The organism is Serratia sp. B501 (assembly GCF_051172315.1).
Classification (GTDB): domain Bacteria; phylum Pseudomonadota; class Gammaproteobacteria; order Enterobacterales; family Enterobacteriaceae; genus Serratia; species Serratia ureilytica.
The window spans coordinates 81,440-98,737 of the sequence record NZ_JBPIZB010000009.1; the positions used below are offsets into that span (position 1 = coordinate 81,440).

Here is a 17,298-nt window from a genome sequence, read left to right on the forward strand (position 1 = left end):
GAATAGAGGAGATAGCGGCGTGAAACAGCGAAATATCAACGTCATTTGGCGGAGCCTGGTCGTACTGGCGCTGCTCCTGACCCATTCGGCCTGGGCCGATTGTTATTACAGCGATAAGTCCGACATTAAAAACGATCTGCATATCGATATGCCTTTTGGTGCCGGCAATATCACCATTGGCGCCGACGTGCCGGTTGGTACGGTCATCTATACCCAAAACTTCAATCCGTCATTCAGAAACGTGTTCGTCAAATGCGATACGCCGCAGACGTTCGTCGCGCTGGTCATGGATTATGACACGCCGCCTCATCCCCTATCGGCATGGAGCTCCGGGGCATTCGGCAAAGTGTATGAGACCGGGTTGCCCGGTGTGGGGGTATTTATTGATAACCACGCGTTGGACACGTTCCTCCTGCCGTATATTTCCAACGGTACGCGTGTGGTGGAGGAGAACGGTTGGTCGAGCAACGTGTTCAAATATCGCATTCGTTTAATCAAGACAGGGAATATTCAGCCTGGTGCGGTCACCGGCTCCGATCTGCCCTGCTTGATGACACGGGTGGGGCCGACCGCGGCGCCCTTTACGGCGATGCGGCTGTGCTTTACCGGTGCGATCAACGTGGAGGCGCAAACCTGCACCACGCCGGACGTGTTCGTCGCCATGGGCAAGTATGATATGGGCCGCTATTTCACCGGCAAAGGCAGCGTGACCGAATGGAAAGATGCGTCTATCCGCCTGTTGAATTGCCCGAAATTTCACGGCACGGTCGAGGCTCAGTATTCCGATAACGGCACTGGCAGCATCAGCGGCACAACCGGCAACAGCCTGACGCTTTCATTGACGCCCAATACGGCAGTGATCGATGACGCCAACGGCATCATGAGCGTGAAAGAGGGCAGCGGCAGCGCCGGTGGCGTAGGCATTCAGTTGGGGTATGGGGCGTCTTCGCCGCAGAGCGTGCGGTTCTCGCGGGCGATTAAAATTCCGCTGCCCGTCACGACGCCCAGCGCTTTCACCATCCCGCTGCGGGCCCGTTATATTCAGACCGAGTCCACGGTGACGCCGGGCACCGCCGACGCGACCGTCACTTTCAATATCAACTACTTTTGAACCGGCACGGGGCGGTTAATTCAGCCCCCGCTGATTCAGCAGCACCCGATTCAACTCGCTGTTTTTGCGCACGTTCAGCTTGCGCATCGCCGAACGTTTGTGGGCGCTGATGGTTTTCTGGCTGCGCTGCAGCAGGCCGGCGATGCTGCAGGCGGACATGCCGCTGCTCATCAAACCCAGCACCTTTTTCTCGCAGTGGCTGAGCGCGGCGATGCGGCAGGCCTGGCATTTCCACATGCCGGCGGCGTGCAGCGCCACCCACGGATGCAGGATGAACTTTTCCAACGCCATCTGCAGCTTGAGGCGAATGGCGTAGGCCGAATCGCGCCGATGGATGCTGAACAGCGGCGGCAGGTTTTTCACCTGTTGCTGGGTCGCGTCGTCGAGGATCAGCAGGGTTAGCTGCCGCTGGCGCGGGATGCCGTGAGGGCTTTGATAGCAACAGGCGCAGCCCCAGCGCTCTTCCGGCGTGCGGAACACGATTTCGATGTTATCCAACGCCTGCAGCGCCAGCGGCGAGAACTGCGGGTACCGGCGGTGGCATTCGTTCAGGGAGTGCAGATAGTCCTGCAGCAGCAGACGCAGCCCCTGCTGGTAGAAGTTATCGCTGTCGAACAGCGTGAAGCGAATATCTGGCATGGGTGACTCCTTAAAAGGCCGTGGCGCCGCGCCGGAGCAAACGGTGACGGCCCATCGCCGGCGTTCGCGCGCCGGTCGTTTTCCTGATTTCCCTGGGACGGTGCGGGGCTTATTGGTATGCCAGCACAAAATTGGCGATGGACGTGAATTCGCCTTCGGTAATGCTTTGGTTTTGAATCGCGCTGGGCCGCCCTTGCACATAGGCGGTGAAATTCAGGCTGTTGGGGCCGTTTTGCAGCGCGACGGCGCTGGTGGCCTTATTCAAATCGATGTCTACGCCCTGATGATCGAACAGGGCGATGGCGGCGCCGTTCGCGCCGTTGTTGATCGCCAGCTTGCCCGGCAGCTCACCGTCTTCGGTGCCGCTGAAGGTCACGCTGACGGATTTGAACACCGTGGTCTTGCAGTCGGTCAGCTTGATGCTGAACGGCACCGGCGTGGTGTGGCCGTAGCGATACAGGGTTTTGACGATCACCGTGCCCATCTCCACCAGCTGATCGGCGGACTGCGGTTCGATATTGCACGGCCGGCTCACCACGGTGCCGTGGAACTGCACCGGCGCGCCGATAAGCTCGGTGTTCGCCGCCGCCGGCATGGCGACAAACCACCAGGACGCGCAACTGAGCAGCGCTAAAGCGCGTAGACGCATTTTCCGTTCCTCCCTCGGTTACTGGAATGCCGCCACGATGGTGGCCGACGCGTTGAATTCCCCTTCGCCGATCTCCGCGCCGCCGTTGGCGAACGGCGCCGCCACCAGGTTCCAGGAGCCGCCGTTGCCGATGTTCGGCACCGGGTAAAACTCGTTTGGGATGACCAACTGGCCGTTGTGCGTCAGCCGGATGCCGAGATCGTTCTTGTCGGTTTTGAACACCTCGTTGCTGAAGGAAGCGGCCGTGCCCGAGACCGCCAGCTTGATGTTCAGCGTGCCGTCTTCGAAGCTGCCGCCCTCGCACTGGAAGCGCACCGGAATGCTTTGCGGGTAGTTCGAGCCGTTGAGATCGCTGCCGCCGATTTCGCCGAACTCGACGTTGATCAGCTGGCCTTCGTTCACCACGCATTTATCCGGTACGTAAAGGATCGCGGACTGGATAAACACCTGCGCCATCGGATTGGGGCCGAAACCGCCGTCGGTCGAACCGAGGCGGCCGTACATCTCGATGATCTGCCGATCGTTAATCTCGACGCCGTTGATGATCTTTTTGCGCACTCGGAAGGTGATCTTGCCTTTGGAACCGCTACCGTAGTTATTGACCTGCAAGTACGGTGGCCGGCAGCTGTGCTGATTGAGCAAATTCGATTCGTTGTAAAAAGGCACCGTGACATAGGCGTTCTTGTTGCCGGCGATCCACACCTCGGCCTTTAAATCCAGAAAGTCATTCAGTTTTAAATAGCCGTTGCCATAGTCGGAGGGAGGCAACGCCGAATCCGACTTGTAAAAGTGTGGGCTGGTGGGGATGGGGGTATCGCAATACACCTTGCCGGTATAGGTGCCGCCCAGATCATAGGGAAACAGTTTGGTGAACCCCACCTGGTTGGTGATGTTGCTTTGATTCAGATCGATATAGAACTGTTTCGGCCCGCCATCCGGCGTGACGTAGCCGTTGGCCCAGGCGGCGGGGGCCGCCAGCGCGATCGCCAGCGGCAGGCAGAATTTGGTCAGTTGAGTTTTCATCGCGTTCTCGAACCTCACAGGTAAATCACCTGAATGTGCGCCACGGCGGCGAACCCGGCCGCCATCACCGCCCGCTGGGTGGATTCCACGCTGGCGCTGAACCACAGGGTGTTGCTGCCGGGTTGCAGAATGTAAGGGCGGCTGCGTTGATTCAGCTCCAGCGCCTGGCCTTGTTGGTCTTGCAGCCGCAGACCGATGCCCTGCACGCCGCCGTTCAGCTTCAGCAGCGATGGGTTGTCGACATCGCTTTCGCCGAGAAACACCAGCGTGGCGGCCTGCTCTCCCTGCAGGTAGAGGCGGCCGGCGTCGCCGTTGCGCGGGCCGGCCGGGTTATCCGCCAGCGCGCGCGCGCCCAGCAGGCAGTTGCGGAACGAGAGGCGAAAACGCACCGGCGCGCTGCGATCGCCGGCGTTGCGGAAGTCGCGTGCGCTGACGTCGCCCAGATCGACGGATTGATCCCGGCTGTCCGGCGTCAGGCTGCAGGGGGAGCTGAGCAGGCCGCCGTGAAAGCTGACGGTGCCGGTGGTGCCTTCGATCACGCCCAGCGGCGTTGCCGCCATCGCGCCGCCGCCGCACAGCAGTGCGCCGAGCAGCAGCGGGCGCAGTCGATCGGTGAATTCAGCCATGCTGGACCTCCTTATTTTTTCTCGGGCACGGCGGTGCAAACGCCGCCATTGCAGACGAAGCGCAGCTCCGGATGGCCGCCGTAGTCGTTGATGTAGGTGATAACGAAGCTGTTCATGCCGGTCTCTTGCAGCTTGAGGCTTTCGCTGGATTTCGGCTTCAGCATCAGCGGCTGAAAACCGCCGATCGCGCCGCCGCCCTGTTTTTGCGTCTGCCGCGTCATGCCGGTCAGGGTGATGTAAAACGGCGTCGGGTTGTCGACGGTGATGGCGCCGCCGCTTTTACGGAACACCAGCTTTTCCTGCCACACCTGGCCCTTGGGCGCGACGATGGCTTTCGGCCGATAGAACAGTTTGATCTGCGTTTGCAGCGCCAGCTGCATCACGTTGGTTTTGGTGCTTTTCGGCGGAATTTCGCGCAGGTTGAAGTAGAACACCGACTCGCGATCCTGTGGCAGGCGATCCGCCTCCGGCGTCTTGGTGATGCGCACCACGCTGCGCTCGCTTGGTTCCACGCGCTGCAGCGGCGGCAGCACCACCAGCGGCGAGGTGATTTTCTGGTGCTGCTCGTTCTCAAGCCAGGATTGCGCCAGGAAGGGCAGCTCTTTGTTTTCGTTGACGATATTCAGGCTGATCGATTTGGCGTCGCTCACATAAACGGCGCGCGTGCGATCCAGCGATATCGCCGCGTCGGCGGTGGGCAGTACGGCGCTCAGGGCCAGGCCGGCGGCGGTCAGTAGCGTTATCGGGTGTTTGTTCATGTCATTATTTCTCAGCGTTACGGATTACAGGGTGGCGCACGGCAGCAGCAGCTGGTCCAGCGGCTTGGCGGCGCCCGGGATCACGATGCGGCAGCGGCGTTGGCCTTCCCAGGCGACGTCCAGTTTTTCCTCCGGCTGCACGCCGGTCAGGTAAACCGAGCCGCCGTCGTTGACCACCGCGACCTCGCGGCCTTTCTCGCTCAGCACCGCGGCGCCGAACGGCGGTTCGCTGCCGTCCGCGAGGCGAATGGTGGCCAACAGCTTGCTGCCTTTCACCACCTCGAAGTGGCGGTAGCCGATGGCGCCTTCGGTCAGCGTGCCTTGCACCACGGCGCGAGTGGCCTCGACGTCGTCCGCCAGCTTGTTGACGTCGATGCGGGTGTCGGTGTTGTAGTAGCTGGTGATGTCGGAAATCACCGCCAGCCCGAAACGGTTGCTGTAGGCGCGGCCGTTGTTGATCGGCACGCCGGCGATGCCGTCGGTGTCGAGCATCATGCGGCTGCCGCCGTTGCTCGAGTTCTGATGCGCCGCGATGCCGTGCCGGGTGGCGGTGAGGCCGCCGCGGAACGAGCCGCCGATCGACGAGTAGCTGTCCTGCTGGTAAGAGGCGCTGGCGTTCAGCGAGCCGAACGAGGCGTTGTGGGTGTAGTACCCGCGCGCCAGCGATTTGCCGGACTGATTAAAGCCGCCGCTGACCTGCCAGGTATTGTCCGGATCGCTGTAGTCGTTGTACGACGCGGTCTGCGTGACATCGCCGTTGTTGGTTTGCAGCGCATAACCGACGCGCCGACGGTCGCCGATCGGTACGGTGAAGTTGAGCATCACGCTGTCGTCGGTGCGGCCCTGGTAATAGGTGCGGTAAGCCGACAGCGAGGCGGTGATGTTGCTGATATCGCCGACGCTGAACAGCTTGCTGGCCGACAGCCCGTAACGGTCCTGGGTTCGCGCATCCCAATAGGTCTGGTGCGAGTAGGTCAGGTAGGCGGTGATCGCCTTGGCGCTGTCTTCCGCCATAAAGGTTTTGCTGGCGGTGATGGTGTACAGCTCTTTCTGGCGGCCGTTGTAATTCTTGTCGTAATCGCCGTAACGCTCCTGCAGGTACTGCGACATGTTCATGAACTTGCGCTGCGAGAAGCGGTAGCCGGCGAAGGTGATCTGGCTGTTCAGCTCATCGAAGCGTTTGGCGTAGTTGAGCTTGAACGACATACCGCTGGCGGTTGGCTCGCCGGGCAGACGGGCGATCGACTGGGTGACGTCCAGCGACATGGCGCCGAACACGTTCAGATCGCGGCCGAGGCCGAGCGCCCAGGCGTTATAGTCGCCGCCGAGCAGCGCCCCGCCATACAACGACCAGGCGTTGCTCAGCCCCCAGGAGAAGTCGCTGGCGGAAAACAGCGGGCCCTGGGTGCGGTGGTCGTAGGCAGAGGTTTTGCCGAGCGCCACGTTGTAGCGCACGTAGCCCGGGCGGGTCAGGTACGGAATGGTGGCGGTATCCACCTGGAAGGTCGAGACGGTGCCGTCCTGCTCTTCCACCTTGACGTCCAGCTTGCCGCGCACCGAGCTGTTGAGATCCTGAATGGCGAACGGCCCGGCGGGCACGGTGGTTTCGTACAGCGTGCGGCCTTCCTGCGAGACGGTGATCTTGGCGTTGCTCTTGGCGATGCCGCGCACTTCCGGCGCGTAGCCCTGCAGGTTCGGCGGCAGCATGCGCTCGTCGCTGGCCAGATTGAGGCCGGTGAAGCGATAGGCGTCGAACACCCCGGAGTCGAGATAAATCTCACCCAGCGTCAGCTTGGCGGCCTGCATCGGCAGCGCGCGGTAGGCGTAGATCTGATTCCAGTCGAAGCCGGTGCTGCGATCGCCGGCCTGCTGATTGTAATTGGCCTGGTAGTCCGCGCGCAGGCGCCAGGGGCCCAGGTTGGCGCCCAGCGTGCCGTAGCTGCTCAGGTTCTGGGCGGTGTTGTTGTTGTGATTCTGCTTGCCTAACTGGCCGCTCAGGTTGTAGTCCAGCAGCAGGCCGGGAATGCCGTCGTCCCACTGCTCGGGCGGCGTCCAGTCGGGATCGGAGTATTTCATCCACGCCTGCGGGATGGTGATCGCCAGCACGCCGCCGCCGATGCGATCGGAGACGGTCGCGCCTTTGATGCCGCGAATGTCGGCGCACTGGTTGTCGTGCCACAGGGTGACTTTTTTGGCCGCTTCTTCTTTCAGCGCCATTTTTTCCACCAGATCAGGCGGCAGGCACACCTGGCTACCGCTTTTGTTATCCGGCGACGGGAAATACTGAATGCTGCGCTGGGGCAGCGTTTTCTGGTTGATCTTGATGTCCAGCAAATAAGCGCCGGGCATGACGTAGTCGGCATCGGAGAAACGCGAAAGATCCACTTTGCTGCGCTCGCCGATATCCAGGACGTCGGTATTGAATTCCGTGGCGGAAAATGCCGGACGCACCCAGAGGAAAGATAGAATGACGAGAAGAGGTAGGTGTTTCCGTGTCAGTAATGACGTCATAGCATAATCACTCATGGCAAGTCCGCGCCCAATAGCAGGTCATCCGTGCGACCTGAATACGTAATGCTGTGCAGCGCCCGCCGGCGCTAGAGATAAGACAGGGTGAATTTGGCCAGAGAGCTGAAGCCGCCCGCCCGTGCCTTATCGGGATGCAGGCGCAACTGCGCGCCAAAACGCAGCGTGTTGTCGCCGGCGACGATCTGGTAATCCGCCGTCGTGCTGCCGAGCGGGATCGGGGTGCCGGCATCGGTCAACAGCTCGATAGCCACGCCCTGTGCCTCGCCGTAAACGCCCAGCAGGGAAGGATCCCGGCTGTCGGCGGTGCCGTCGAAGGTGACGTTGGCCGCGCGATAGATGAAGTCAGGCTTCACCTGGCTGGCCAGTTCGCAGTTCACCAGTTTGATCGTGAAATGACGGCGGCTGCCGATCAGCACCGATTGCCCGTCCTGCGAGGCATCGGTCATGGCGATCAGACCGAAATCGACGGTTTGATCCAGGCTGTCGCTGGCGATGCCGCACGGCGTTTCAACGATGGTGCCGCCCAGGCTGACTTTGCCGTGGCCCTGATTTTTCACTGCCGCCGCCGCGCTGCCGACGCTGAGCGCGATGAGCAACAGGCCGCAAAGGCGGATAGTCATGCTGGCGTCTCCCTGTCTTGCCCTGTTCCCTTGCCGCTCTCGTCGGCATGCAATCAAGCGGGGGATGCCCTGAGACATCCCCTGTGGGGTATTACAGGTAAGCCAGGGTGAAGTTGGCCACGCTGGTGAAGTCGCCCGGCACCACGGCGGCGGAGGCGCTGCTGCCCTGCAGGTAAGCGGCGAATTTCAGCGAGTTGTCGCCGTCGTTCAGGCCCTGACCGTCGGTCGCCGTGCCCAGTTCCACTTCCTTGGAGTGCAGGTTGTCGTAGATCACGATGCCGGCGCCGGTTGCCGTGCCGCTCAGAGCCAGCAGTTTGTTGTTGACCGGATCAGGCGTGCCGGTAAAGGTCACCTTGACGTTTTTCATGGTGGAGATGGAGCAATCTTTCAGTTCGATGTTGAAAGGTTGCATGCTGGATTTACCCTGGTTAGCCAGGATGCGGCTGCTGATTTGGCCCATTGGTACGGTTTGGTCAACGGATTCCGGCGCGACGCTGCATGGCGCATCGATAATTTCGCCGGTAAAGGTGACTTTACCGCTGCCCTGATTAGATGCGGCGTGAGCAACAGATGCAGAAGCGAAAGCAATCACGGTTGCCAGCATTAATTTATTCAGTTTCATTTCTCAGGTTCCTGTAGAGAGTTTTTAAATAAAAAGAACAGCACATCTAAATCCCCCGCAGCGGTGGCAACGTCATGTCGCCGGCCGTACGGTTGGAGCCAGATCCTTTTGCTCTGGGCAATACGCCAACATCCGTTATTTATGAGAAATAACGAGATTGGGAAAATCGACAATGGATTTTCTGGTAAATAAAACACGAGTTTTACGTGTGGCGTGTTGCTGGGAATATTCTTGCAAATAATAGTATTGCTTGGAAATAGATTTTATTAAATTAAGTCAAGTTCAGAATATAAAACCAAAAGGAAAAAGAAATATATTTGCTTTAAAACCAATAGATCGTATACAAATATTATCCAGTATAAATCACTATGTAAATAACGATATGCGAGATATTAGATCGGGGGAAATAGGCTGATACCTACAATTCGCCATATTGTTTTGCTAATATCGCCCTGAGGCAGCAGATGATGAATTTCCCTTTAGAAACAAAATATAAAACATAGTCTATTGTTTTTATTGTTGTTTCGTGGTTTTCTCCCCCTAAGGGATTGGCTTTTTTATTCGTGTTTAGCCCGCGTTTAGGTCTAATTCATTAACAATTAAATAACAATGTCATCGGTAGTGAATTATTCTATCGCACTGCGACATAGGGATTTTCACTGCCTAACCCATTTTGATTAATCAAATTAAGGCATGTGCCGTTGCTGTTCGCCACATAATGATGACCTAAGTGACAATTAAAGGATTATAAACGGAATGATAACGATGATTAATGCTTGCGGCGGCCGCCGCACGGTAGTTTCTGCTATATTTTTACTGTCTGTCATGTCGCTGTCAGGCTGCGTGAGCGGTAGCAAGACAAACCTGAATTCCGTGAAAAAACTTTCACAGAACAATCCTAATGATAAATCCGATGAACAACGTATCGCGCTTTGCCAGCAACGGGTTAACTCATTAAAAAATATTAATCCGCAGAGTTACCAAAAACGCATTGCCTATTTTAACGGTCTGCTTTCCAACGCTTCCGGATATGCCGGCGTGCGCGGCAATGTGGATGAAAGCACCCGTAAAGCGATTGATGCTCTTTATCAATATAAAACCGAGAAATTCTGCGCCGACGTTGAACATGAGCTGATGTCCGATCTGTCCAACCGGGTCGAGAATCTGTAGCCATGAAGCGATGCGCGCAAAGATGGGCGATGGGGCTTTGGCTGTTGGCGCTGAGCGGCGCCGTTTGCGCCGCTGACGACGGCATTCCCGCCCTGTTGAAGTTTGCCGAACAGCGGCAGGCTCCGCCGGCCACGCTCAAGGAGGAAACCGCGCGTAAACCGGCGCCCGCACCGGCCGCCAAACCGGCCGCCGTCGCGGGGGCAGACGGCGCTCGTTTAACTTCTCTGAAGCACTCTGTGCAACAGCAGGCGGAGAAAATCCGTCAGCTGGAGCGCCAGTTGGCGGCGGCTCAGGCCGCCGCGGAGCCGAAAAGCGAGCGGATCGATGTCGATATTCGGCCGTTGGCCGATGCCCTGAAGGCGTTGCGGCAGGCCGTTGCGCCGTTGCCTGAGGTCACCGCGCTGGCCGCTTCGCTCACGCGGGCCGAACAGCGCAGCGCAAGCTTGACGGCGCAGTTGGCACGGCAACGGCAGCGGGTAGACGCCTTGCTGGCTGAGCGGCGGCAGGCGGCTGAGGCTCCGGTGCTGGCCAGCGAGGCGGACAAGCAGGCGTATGCCGCCGGCGTATCGCTGGGGCGCGATATTTTGCATCTGCAACAGGAGAACCGGCGTGCGGGACTGGAGGCGGCTCGGCGGCTTTTGCTGGCGGGCATCGCCGATACCCTGGCCGGGCGGTTGCGGCTGGATGAGGCCGCCATCGACAGCGCGCTGCGCACGGCGCAGCAACGTTTGCAGCAGACGCAACCGACACAGGCTCCCCCTCCGGACGGCAAGGCCTATCTGGCCGATTTCGCCCGCCAGGAGGGAGTCAAGCAAGATGCGCTCGGTTTCTACTACCGGGTGGACTATGCCGGCAGTGGTGCGATCGGCGCCGACGATCGGGTGGATATCGTGGTGCGCGAAAGCCTGACCGACGGCCGGGTGATCAAAGACATGGAGCTGGCGGGAACGGTGATCTCGCAGCCATTGACGCGCTATCCGCCGCTGTTTCGTGCGGCTATCGAGAAGCTGCAGCGCCACGGCTCGATCACGCTGGTGGTGCCGCCGGCGCTGGCGTACGGCAAGCAGGGCAGCCCGCCGGCGATCCCTCCGGACGCCACCATGATTTATACCCTGCGCATCGCTGACGTGCAGTCGTGAGCGGGGAGCTCAGCAGTAACCACTCAGGAGGAATGCTATGGCCAAGGCGCCGAAAACGTTTGAAAGCAGAAAATCGCTGATGCTGAATGTGTTGCAAGGATTGTGCAGGGATCGTGTGGAAGGCTCCGGCGGCCATCATCCCCCGCCGGAGCAGTGGCCGAAGACCCGCGAGCTGGCGGATAAATGCGGTGAAAACATTTATACCACCCGCACCCTGCTGCTGGCGCTGGAAAAGGAGGGCAAGGTCCGCTGCACCCACCGCAGCATCAACAATTCTCTACGCTGGTACAGCTGCGACGAACAGGCAGCGATAAAAAAAGAGTGATTCGACCCTGACGGTCGCTTTTGACTATCTTACAGCTAAACATTAATTAATCTTATTATTTGGCGGGGCGTTTCGCTCCGCCAATCCTCCTCTCCGCTTTCCGCCCTCCGCGCAGGCATTGCTAAGATGTTTTTTGCGACCATATACTTATCGCTCAGACGGGAACAGGTGTAGGGAGCCGGCATCGTAATGAAGGAAAAGAAAGACATACTGAGATTGGATGATATTCATTATCAAATAGACCGCCAGGTGATCCTGGACTCCGTCTCTTTCACGTTGGGTGAGGGCGAGTTCAAACTGATCACCGGGCCTTCCGGCTGCGGAAAAAGCACGCTGCTGAAAATCATCTCTTCCTTAATGAATCCGACCAGCGGAAGCCTCTATTTCGACGGCCAGGCGATCGACGAGATGTCGCCGGAGGCGTATCGCAAGCAGGTCTCTTATTGCTTCCAGACGCCGGCGCTGTTCGGCAATACGGTTTACGACAATCTGGCGCTGCCGTATCAGATCCGCCAGGAACCGCCGGCCGAGCGAAAAATGAAGGCCGATCTGGCGCGTTTCGGCCTGCCGGAGGCGATGCTGACGAAAAGCATCAATGAACTGTCCGGCGGGGAGAAGCAGCGCGTGTCCCTGATCCGCAACCTGCAGTTTATGCCGCGGGTGCTGTTGCTCGATGAGATCACCAGCGCGTTGGACGAGGAAAATAAGCGCAACGTCAACGAAATCGTGCATCAGCTGGTGGCGGAACACCGGCTGGCGGTGCTGTGGGTGACGCACGATACCGAAGAGATAGCGCATGCGGACGAGGTGATCACCCTGCGCGCGCACGGCGCCGAGCCACAGGAGCAACAGCATGAATCAGCATAATATCACCAACGAATCCTTGGGCTTGTCGATGGTGCTGGTGGTGGTCGCCATCCTGATCAGCCACCGGGAAAAGCTGGCGCTGGAAAAGGACATCATCTGGAGCATCTGCCGCGCGGTGGTGCAGCTGATCATCGTCGGCTACGTGCTGAAGTATATTTTCGACCTGGATAACGCCGTTCTCACCGTGTTGATGGTGCTGTTCATCTGCTTTAACGCGGCCTACAACGCCAAGAAACGCAGCAAGTACGTCGAACACGCGTTCGTGACGTCGTTTATCGCCATCACCACCGGCGCGGTGCTGACGCTGGCGGTGCTGGTATTGACCGGCTCCATCGAATTTACGCCGATGCAGGTGATCCCCATCTCCGGGATGATCGCCGGTAACGCCATGGTGGCGGTGGGGCTGTGCTACACCAACCTCGGCCAGCGTTTCAAAAGCGAGCAGCAGAAGATTCAGGAGATGCTCAGCCTGGGGGCGACGCCCAAGTTCGCGTCGGCGGCGCTGATCCGCGACAGCATCCGCGCTTCGCTGATCCCGACCGTCGACTCGGCGAAAACCGTTGGGCTGGTCAGCCTGCCGGGCATGATGTCCGGGCTGATCTTCGCCGGCATCGATCCGGTGAAAGCGATCAAATATCAGATTATGGTGACCTTCATGCTGCTTTCCACCGCCAGCCTGTCGACCATCATCGCCTGCTATCTGGCCTACCGTAAGTTTTACAATGAGCGCCATCAGCTGGTGGTCGGCAACCTGAAGTAACGCCATGAAAAACGGCCTCCGCGGAGGCCGTTTTTTTACCCTTGCAGCAGGGCGATGCTCTGGCGGATTTCTCGTTCGATATCCGCCTCGCTCCAGCGGTCCAGCTGTGAAGAGAACGGTTCGAAGGCATAGACGCCGGTGTAGCCCAGGCGTTCCAGGTTCTGCACCTGGCGGCGGCTCTCCAGCCGATCGCCCTCGCTCAGCATGATGCGCTCTTCGTCGCTCAGCGCGCTTTTATCCCGCCCGTCCTCCACGCCGGACAGATGCACCAGGCCGATCTGCGCCACCTGGATCTGCGCGTCGAAGTCGGCCTGCGTCACGTCGCTCAGGTAGTGGTGGAACGTATCGAGCACGATGCGGTACGGCGCGCCCGAGTCGCGGATGAGCGCCTGGGTCAACAGCGACGATCGCAGCGAGCTGATGCCGAAGCCCAGCGGTTCGACGTATCCCTCTACGCCATAGCGCGCAAACAGCGGCGCCAGCAGCCGCAACGCCGCAAGGGTGTCGTCGCGTTTTTGCTGCTCGCTGCGCGTGTCGTCGGCGCTGCAGTGCGGGCATAGCACCAGCGCCCGGCTGCGGATGGCCTGCGCCTGCGCCAGCATCGCTTCGGCGCGCTGCTGCAGCGCCGCCGGGTCATCCATCAGATTGAATCTGCCGAGGGCGTTGATCGTGACGATCTCGATGCCGTATTGCGCGGCGAGCGCGTTGAGCTGCGCGTTGCTCAGATCGTCGGTCACCTTGCCGCTGGGCATGTCGTTGCGCAGCTCTACCTTACTGAGCCCGCAGCGTTTCACCAGGCGGAAAAAACGGTCCAGATCGAGATTCGGCGCGATCTTGCGGTTAATGCAGAAGCGGTCCAGCGCAATGTTCATGGGGCATGACTCCAGCGGTCAGGGTTGAGTTATCAGGATTTGCCGTTTTCCAGCGGCAGCGGCTTGCCGTCGGGCAGGGGATGACGATGACGTTTGGCCAGCACCACCTGCTCCATTTTTTCCAGTGAGACGCCTTTGGTTTCCGGGATATAGCGGCCGATGAACCAGTAGCTGAACAGGCAGCAGGCGGCGAAGATCCACATCGGGAAGGCGCCGTGGAAATGGGAGAACAGGTAAGGGTGATCGTTGATCATCGGGAACGACTGCGACACCGCGAAGTTGGCGACCCACATGCAGCCGACGGCGATGCTCATCCCCTGCGCGCGCATGCGGTTCGGGAAGATCTCCGATACCAGCACCCAGGCGCCGACGCCCCAGGACAGCGCATAAAACACCATGAAGAACAGCATGCCGAACAGCGCGAAATAACCGGTGGCCTGGGTGTAGAGCGCGTACGAGGTGAGCAGCAGGCCGGCGATGGCGCCCAGCGTGCCGTAACGCATCAGCGGAATGCGGCCCATGCGATCCATCAGCATGGCGCCGATGACCGAACCGACCAGCTGCAGCACGCCGATCCAGATGGTCTGGAACAGCGCTTCCTGCGCGTTTTCGGTGACGGTTTTCAGCACCACCGGCGCGTAATACATCATTACGTTGACGCCGGTCACCTGCTGCAACATGGCGATCATGCAGCCGACGAACAGGATGAAACGCACCCGCACATCGCCGTAGTTCAGCTTCCGGTGCTGCTGCTGTTGATCCTGCTGCAGCGAGTCTTTGATTTCTTTCAGCAGATTCTGCGCGTGGGCGGCGTTGGAGACCTTGGTCAACATCGCCAGCGCCTGATCGTCGCGGCCCATCATCACGTTCCAGCGCGGCGATTCAGGAATGACGAACACCAGGATGCAGAACAGAATGCAGGGGATCACGCCTGAGGCGAACATCCAGCGCCAGCCCATTTCCACCAGCCAGGCTTCGCTGGCGAGGCTGGCGATTTTGAAGTTGACGTAGAAAATCACGATCTGGCCGAACACGATGGCGAACTGCTGCATGCTGAGCGCGCGCCCGCGCATGTCTTTCGGCGACACTTCCGACATGTACATCGGCGACACGGTGGCGGCGATGCCGACCGCCAGCCCGCCAATGATGCGGTAAATGACGAACCAGGTGAAGGTCGGGGCCAATGCGGCGCCGACGGCGGAAACGGTGAACAGCAGCGCCGCCAGCATCAGCGCTTTTTTACGGCCCCAGCGCGCCGCCAGCGGCCCGGCGGCGAAGGCGCCGACCACGCAGCCAATCACCACGTTGGAGACTGCCCAGCCGGTTTCGGCCGGGCTGAGATCGAAATAGGTTTTCAACGCTTCGATCGCGCCGGAGATCACGGCGGTGTCGTAGCCGAACAGAATGCCGCCCAGGGCGGCGATGCCGCAAATTCGCAATATGTAACCGGTATTGTGCTTACGCTGATATGACATGTGTTGCTCCGATTTTTATCCTGGCTTCCGTCCGCACGGTTAGGGTGTCGGGAAGAGGGCGAGCGGAAGGGTGTGAACCGTGCCTGTCATCAAGGCGATGTCGTTGATAAATGCTGGAACAAACAAGAACATTTATTTCATAATTAGTGAATAATGGAATATTGATTTTTAGATCCAGTTCAAAAAAAACCGTCGCGAGCGATCCGGGCGCCTTGGGCGCTCGGAGGGAGGCGGTAACGGCCGCAGGTCAGGCGCAGTGCGGATTTTCTGTAGCAAAGTCAGTATGCATCAGCGATGGACTCTCCTGCGAAACCGCGCCTTGATTGGCGCGGTAATGAAAGCGCCAACCCGATCGACACCGCAAAATTGCGACCTCACGCACTAAAAACAAATTTTTCAAAACAATTTATTTGAAACTTTTTTTTCAATGAAATAGAGTTTTCTGCATCCGGTCAGGATGTAGCCGGCTTGCCGACGGGGTTTGGCGAGCGGGACGATTAACGCCGCGCCGCCTGGGTGTGGCCAGGCGACAGCGGACTTGAAAAGAGGGCGTGACATGAAAACCGTGGGTAATTTTATTGACGGGCAGGTGTGCCTGAGCAGCAGCAATCAAACCGTCGACGTGCACAACCCGGCCAGCGGACAGGTTGAGCGGCGCGTCACGCAGAGCACCGCCGCCGAAGTCAAACAGGCCATCGACGTGGCCCACCGGGCGTTCGCCGACTGGTCGCGCACCACGCCGCTGCGCCGCGCGCGCATCATGTTCAATTTCAAGGCGCTGCTGGAACAGCACCGCGACGAGCTGGCCGAGCTTATCGTCAGCGAGCACGGCAAAGTGTATTCGGATGCGCTGGGCGAACTGACGCGCGGCATGGAAGTGGTCGAATTCGCCTGCGGCATCCCGCATCTGATCAAAGGCGAGTACTCGCCGGACGTCGGCAGCGGCGTCGACAGCTTCTCGCTGATGCAGCCGCTGGGCGTGGTGGCGGGCATTACTCCGTTCAACTTTCCGGCGATGGTGCCGATGTGGATGTTCCCCATCGCGTTGGCCTGCGGCAACACCTTCGTCCTCAAGCCGCCGGCGCTGGTGCCTTCGGCCTCGGTGCGCCTGGCGGAACTGTTGAAGGAAGCCGGTTTGCCGGACGGCGTGTTCAACGTGGTGCACTGCGCCAATGAAGATGCGGCGCAGCTGTGCACCGATCCGCGCATTCAGGCGGTGAGCTTCGTCGGCTCCTCCACCGTGGCGGAACATATCTATACCACCGCCAGCGCGCACGGCAAGCGGGTGCAGGCCTTCGGCGCGGCGAAGAACCAGGCGATCGTCATGCCGGACGCCGATCTGGACGCCACGGTCAACGCGCTGATGGGCGGCGCGTTCGGCTCTGCCGGCGAGCGCTGCATGGCGTTGCCGATCGCCGTGGTGGTCGGTGACGACACTGCCGATAAACTGATCGCCAAACTGAAGCCGCTGATCGCGCAGCTGCGCGTCGGGCCGGGCTTGCAGCAGGGCGGCGAAGAGAATGAAATGGGGCCGCTGGTGTCGTCCGCTCACCAGAAAAAGGTGCTGGGCTACATCGATTTGGGCGTGGAAGAAGGCGCCACCCTGGTGGCCGACGGCCGCAACTATCAGGTGCCGGGCTATCCTGAAGGCTACTACGTCGGCGGCACGCTGTTCGACCATGTGACGCCGAACATGCGCATCTACCGCGAAGAGATCTTCGGGCCGGTGCTGGGCATCGTACGGGTGCCGGACTACCGCACCGCCATAGACACGGTGAACGGCCACGAATTCGGCAACGGCAGCGCCATCTTCACCGGTAGCGGCCACTATGCGCGCCAGTTCGTGCAAGACGTGCAGGCCGGAATGGTCGGCGTCAACGTGCCGGTACCGGTGCCGATGGCGTTCCACAGCTTCGGCGGCTGGAAGCGCTCGGTGTTCGGCGCGTTGAACGTGCACGGCACCGACGGCGTGCGCTTCTACACGCGCATGAAGACCGCCACCGCACGCTGGCCGGCCGGGCAGCAGACGGTGTCCGAATTCAGCATGCCGACGCTGGGCTAAGCGCTGTCATATTCAGACCAGGCCGTTGCTCCTTCGGGGCAGCGGCCTTTG

At 59.8% G+C, this 17,298-nt stretch carries 17 protein-coding genes; 7 read left to right on the plus strand and 10 right to left on the minus strand.

The features are described from left to right. The first annotated feature begins 19 nt into the window (after window positions 1-19). Window positions 20-1,111, plus strand: a complete 1,092-nt coding sequence (locus ACSBQV_RS21715; protein ID WP_168188556.1) for a fimbrial protein — start codon at window positions 20-22, stop codon at window positions 1,109-1,111. Window positions 1,112-1,126: 15 nt separating this feature from the next. Here the strand turns inward: ACSBQV_RS21715 and ACSBQV_RS21720 are convergent, their stop codons facing one another. The 8 genes from ACSBQV_RS21720 to ACSBQV_RS21755 form a co-directional block, all read right to left on the minus strand. Continuing rightward, window positions 1,127-1,750: a LuxR C-terminal-related transcriptional regulator gene (locus ACSBQV_RS21720; RefSeq protein ID WP_099785025.1), complete on the minus strand. Its 624-nt coding sequence runs from the start codon at window positions 1,748-1,750 to the stop codon at window positions 1,127-1,129. Window positions 1,751-1,859: 109 nt separating this feature from the next. After that, the gene (locus ACSBQV_RS21725; protein WP_099785023.1) at window positions 1,860-2,399 is read right to left on the minus strand and encodes a fimbrial protein; all 540 of its coding nucleotides are present in this window, start codon (window positions 2,397-2,399) and stop codon (window positions 1,860-1,862) included. 18 nt (window positions 2,400-2,417) lie between these two features. Beyond that, complete coding sequence (locus ACSBQV_RS21730) at window positions 2,418-3,422, minus strand: fimbrial protein (RefSeq protein ID WP_099785021.1); 1,005 nt, start codon at window positions 3,420-3,422, stop codon at window positions 2,418-2,420. A gap of 14 nt (window positions 3,423-3,436) precedes the next feature. Then, complete coding sequence (locus ACSBQV_RS21735) at window positions 3,437-4,048, minus strand: fimbrial protein (RefSeq protein WP_033645333.1); 612 nt, start codon at window positions 4,046-4,048, stop codon at window positions 3,437-3,439. An 11-nt stretch (window positions 4,049-4,059) separates the two neighbouring features. Beyond that, the gene (locus ACSBQV_RS21740) at window positions 4,060-4,806 is read right to left on the minus strand and encodes a fimbrial biogenesis chaperone (protein WP_033645332.1); all 747 of its coding nucleotides are present in this window, start codon (window positions 4,804-4,806) and stop codon (window positions 4,060-4,062) included. 24 nt (window positions 4,807-4,830) lie between these two features. Beyond that, window positions 4,831-7,332: a fimbria/pilus outer membrane usher protein gene (locus ACSBQV_RS21745; RefSeq protein WP_033645331.1), complete on the minus strand. Its 2,502-nt coding sequence runs from the start codon at window positions 7,330-7,332 to the stop codon at window positions 4,831-4,833. A gap of 71 nt (window positions 7,333-7,403) precedes the next feature. After that, window positions 7,404-7,955 (minus strand): fimbrial protein, encoded by a 552-nt coding sequence (locus ACSBQV_RS21750; RefSeq protein WP_033651771.1) that lies wholly within the window; start codon window positions 7,953-7,955, stop codon window positions 7,404-7,406. A 91-nt stretch (window positions 7,956-8,046) separates the two neighbouring features. Beyond that, complete coding sequence (locus ACSBQV_RS21755) at window positions 8,047-8,577, minus strand: fimbrial protein (protein WP_019455211.1); 531 nt, start codon at window positions 8,575-8,577, stop codon at window positions 8,047-8,049. Window positions 8,578-9,402: 825 nt separating this feature from the next. Here ACSBQV_RS21755 and ACSBQV_RS21760 point away from each other — a divergent pair. The 5 genes from ACSBQV_RS21760 to fetB all read left to right on the plus strand — a co-directional run bounded on the left by ACSBQV_RS21760 (window position 9,403) and on the right by fetB (window position 12,838). Continuing rightward, the gene (locus ACSBQV_RS21760) at window positions 9,403-9,747 is read left to right on the plus strand and encodes a hypothetical protein (RefSeq protein WP_370571642.1); all 345 of its coding nucleotides are present in this window, start codon (window positions 9,403-9,405) and stop codon (window positions 9,745-9,747) included. A gap of 29 nt (window positions 9,748-9,776) precedes the next feature. Next, window positions 9,777-10,886: an FKBP-type peptidyl-prolyl cis-trans isomerase N-terminal domain-containing protein gene (locus ACSBQV_RS21765; RefSeq protein WP_241900239.1), complete on the plus strand. Its 1,110-nt coding sequence runs from the start codon at window positions 9,777-9,779 to the stop codon at window positions 10,884-10,886. 37 nt (window positions 10,887-10,923) lie between these two features. Then, window positions 10,924-11,211 carry a FaeA/PapI family transcriptional regulator gene (locus ACSBQV_RS21770; RefSeq protein ID WP_033645326.1) on the plus strand — a complete coding sequence of 96 codons (288 nt, stop codon included), beginning with the start codon at window positions 10,924-10,926 and terminating at the stop codon, window positions 11,209-11,211. Window positions 11,212-11,400: 189 nt separating this feature from the next. Continuing rightward, window positions 11,401-12,078: an iron efflux ABC transporter ATP-binding subunit FetA gene (gene fetA / locus ACSBQV_RS21775; RefSeq protein WP_033645325.1), complete on the plus strand. Its 678-nt coding sequence runs from the start codon at window positions 11,401-11,403 to the stop codon at window positions 12,076-12,078. Further along, window positions 12,065-12,838 (plus strand): iron efflux ABC transporter permease subunit FetB, encoded by a 774-nt coding sequence (gene fetB / locus ACSBQV_RS21780; protein WP_033645324.1) that lies wholly within the window; start codon window positions 12,065-12,067, stop codon window positions 12,836-12,838. Before fetA ends, fetB begins: the two co-directional genes overlap by 14 nt. Window positions 12,839-12,873: 35 nt before the next feature. Here fetB and ACSBQV_RS21785 read toward each other — a convergent pair whose 3' ends face one another. Then, complete coding sequence (locus ACSBQV_RS21785) at window positions 12,874-13,710, minus strand: TIM barrel protein (protein ID WP_099784931.1); 837 nt, start codon at window positions 13,708-13,710, stop codon at window positions 12,874-12,876. A gap of 32 nt (window positions 13,711-13,742) precedes the next feature. Then, entirely contained in the window at window positions 13,743-15,185 is a 1,443-nt protein-coding gene (locus ACSBQV_RS21790) for a sugar porter family MFS transporter (protein ID WP_099784933.1), read from the minus strand. A gap of 556 nt (window positions 15,186-15,741) precedes the next feature. Between ACSBQV_RS21790 and ACSBQV_RS21795 the strand changes: the two genes are divergently transcribed. Beyond that, window positions 15,742-17,247, plus strand: coding sequence for a CoA-acylating methylmalonate-semialdehyde dehydrogenase (locus ACSBQV_RS21795; protein WP_046687940.1), 1,506 nt, complete (start codon window positions 15,742-15,744; stop codon window positions 17,245-17,247). Window positions 17,248-17,298 lie beyond the last annotated feature (51 nt).